General features: G+C 76.0%; 3 protein-coding genes. 1 reads left to right on the forward strand and 2 read right to left on the reverse strand.

Features of this window, described 5'->3' with window-relative positions; translation table 11 throughout:
- Positions 1 to 60: 60 nt before the first annotated feature.
- Positions 61 to 549 (reverse strand): FBP domain-containing protein, encoded by a 489-nt coding sequence (locus ACFW1A_RS39745; protein WP_380418476.1) that lies wholly within the window; start codon positions 547 to 549, stop codon positions 61 to 63.
- A 71-nt stretch (positions 550 to 620) separates the two neighbouring features.
- On the opposite strand from ACFW1A_RS39745, the gene ACFW1A_RS39750 reads away from it, so the two are divergent.
- The gene (locus tag ACFW1A_RS39750; RefSeq protein ID WP_380418478.1) at positions 621 to 1,187 is read left to right on the forward strand and encodes a TetR/AcrR family transcriptional regulator; all 567 of its coding nucleotides are present in this window, start codon (positions 621 to 623) and stop codon (positions 1,185 to 1,187) included.
- A gap of 21 nt (positions 1,188 to 1,208) precedes the next feature.
- On the opposite strand, the gene ACFW1A_RS39755 is transcribed toward ACFW1A_RS39750, so the two are convergent.
- Positions 1,209 to 2,924, reverse strand: a 1,716-nt coding sequence (locus ACFW1A_RS39755) for an FUSC family protein (RefSeq protein ID WP_380418480.1), incomplete at its 5' end; no start/stop codon positions are given.

The raw sequence follows: 2,924 nt of genomic DNA on the forward strand, positions 1-2,924 counted from the left end.
GGGTTCACCCGTGGCGCCGCTGCGCGTCGTCCGCCGGGCGACCCGCCCGGCGCGAACGGCTCAAGCGGTGACCTTGCCCAGGAACTCCGCCAGGTTGCCGGTCAGGCGCTCGATCTTCTCCGCCACCGTCAGCGACTCGTGCAGCTGCCCGCCGCCGGGCTCCCGCTTGCCGCGCAGGTAGAGCGAGCAGGCCAGGTCGGCGCAGAGGTACGCGCCCACCGAGCTGCCCTCCTTGCCGGCCTGCCCGGCCCGCGGCGCCACCATCAGCGACACTCCCCCGGTGTGCATGGTGACGCAGAGCGAGCAGAGGCTGCGCCGCTGCTGCCACGCGGCCGCGCTCGGGCTGCGCAGCACCACGGCGGTCACCCGGCCCGCCAGCTCGGTCACCAGGTACGCCCGGTCGGGCGCCTGGGGATCGCGCCAGCCGAGGAAGTCCAGATCCTCCCAGGGCCGTTCGGCCAGGTCGCGGGGGAGGTTGAGGCGCTTGGCCTCACCCTTGGAGCAGTTCACGAAGGCGGCACGGATCTCTGGTTCGGTCAACGGCTTCATACCCGGTAGGCTAGGTTTCCTAAAGCCTTTAGGCAAATGGATACATACCTTCGGCAGATCGGAAGAGGTTCATGGCCCGTGCGGGGCTCACACCGGAGCGCCTGGTCCTGGCCGGTGCGGAACTGGCGGACGAGGTCGGCTTCGACAACGTGACCGTCTCCGCCCTCGCCCGCCGCTTCGACGTCAAGGTGGCCAGCCTCTACTCGCACCTGAGGAGCTCGCAGGACCTGCGGACCCGGATCGCCCTGCTCGCCCTGGCGGAGCTCGCCGACACGATGGCCGCCGACCTGGCCGGCCGCGCCGGCCGCGACGCGCTGGCCGCCTGCGGCAACGCCTACCGCGACTACGCCCGCGCCCACCCCGGCCGCTACCGGGCGATGCGCGGGCCGCTGGACCCGCAGACCGCCGCCGCCAGCGCGGGCGTGCGGCACGCCGAGATGCTGCGCGCCGTGCTGCGCGGCTACGACCTCCCCGAGCCCGAGCAGACCCACGCGGTCCGCCTGCTCGGCAGCGTCTTCCACGGCTTCGTCAGCCTGGAGGAGGCGGGCGGGTTCCGCCACACCGCGGTGCCGAGCGAGGAGTCCTGGGAGTGGGCGCTGGACTCGCTCGACCACCAACTGCGGAGTCGGCAGCGGTGACCGGACGCGCCCGCGGCCCGGTCAGCGGTACCGCGCCAGCGACGCGGCCAGGCTCGGCTGGAGCCGCCTGGCGGCATCGACGTGGTCACCCGTCCAGATCAGGCGCACGGCGGTGGCCGTCGCCCGGCCCCGCGGGTCGGTCAGGTCGGTGCGGACCGAGGCGACCAGGCGGGCGGCGGCCTCGGGGCGCCGGGTGACCGGGGCGGGCAGCCCCGCGCCGCCGTCCAGGCAGCCGGCCAGACCGCGGTACCAGTCGGTGACCCGGGTGGTCAGGCCCAGGATCACCAGGTGGGCCGCGGTCCGTTCGGGCCGCTGCGGCGCGGGCTCCGCGTGCTGCCAGAGCGAGACCACGGCGTCGGCGGCCAGCCGCAGCCCGACCACGCCGGTGACCAGGGTGGTGGTGTCGGCCAGCGAGAGCGGCTTGCTGCCGCGCTCGGCGAGGTAGCTGCGGTAGGCGTCGTCCAGCCGGCGGGCGGCGGCGGCCGCCGTGCGCCGTTGGCGGACCGGGTCGGCCACCGCGCAGTGCCCGAGCGCGTACTCGACCGCCCCCGCCAGGTAGTCGGCGCTGTCCGTGTAGGCGGCGGCGAGTGCCCGGCCCATCGCGGCCGACGCCCCGCGCGGCCAGAAGAACACGGCCACCACCAGGCTCACCGCGCAGCCCAGCGCGATGTCCTGGACCCGCAGCAGCACGATGTGCCAGTCCGGGTTCTGCCCGATGTTGAACAGCACCGCGAGCGTGACGGTGAAGGCCGCCTGCCCGGCCGCGAACGAGATCGCGGCCGGTGCGATCCCGGCGACCAGGACGGACACCGGCAGCACGAACCACAGCGCCGTCCCGTGGTGGCCGATCAGCTGCAGCAGCGCCGCCCCCAGGACCGAGCCGGCCACCGTGCCCAGCACCGCCCGGACCGCGTTCTGACCGGTGCTCAGCGCGTTGGAGCGCAGCACCGACAGCGTCCCGAGCAGCACCCAGAAGGCGTGCTGCACGCTCGTCAGGTTCGCCAGCAGCACCGCGATGCCCAGGCCCGCCCCACCGCGCAGGCTGTTGTGCAGCCAGACCGAGCGGCGCCCCAGGTGCGCGGCGGCCCGGTCCCGCGCGGCGGCCAGCGGCCCGCGGACCGCGCCCGGTTCGCGCCCCAGCAGCCGGTCCGGCCAGCGGCGCTGCCAGGCAGCGGCGGCCAGCTCCACGTTGCGCGCGATCTGCCGCACCGCGAAGCCCAGTTCCTGGGCCCGGAAGGAGAGGTCGAGGGTGGCGATGAAGCCGTACACCTCGGCGGCCCCGTCGCCCACCGGGTGGTCCACCGGCAGCCGGACGGTGGAGCTGCGCACCATGCCCGCCATCGCGGCCGCCAGCCGTTGCCGGGCCTCGCGCAGCGGGCCGGCGGGGCCGCGCAGGTCGGTCAGCAGGTCGGCGGCCCGCTCCAGCACCTCGGCGACGGCGAGCCGGACGGTGCGCGCGGCGGGGTCGCAGGCCTGCGGCTCGTCGGTGGGCGCGGGGCGGTCGGCCACCACCGTGCAGAGCCAGGTGAGCTCGTCGACCAGGCGGACCAGGGCGCGCGAGCTGGTGGACAGTCCGGTGGGGCGGTGCGGGGTGGCGTTGAAGGCCCGGCGCAGCGTGTCGGCGGCAGTGCCGGTGCGCCGGGCGGCCTCCTGACAGTGCGTCGGCCCGGGCGGGGCCGCGGGGTGGACGGGCACGGCGTCCGGGCCGGCGGCGTCGGCGGGCGCCGCGTCCGGGCC

This window comes from Kitasatospora sp. NPDC058965 (assembly GCF_042741245.1).
GTDB lineage: Bacteria > Actinomycetota > Actinomycetes > Streptomycetales > Streptomycetaceae > Kitasatospora.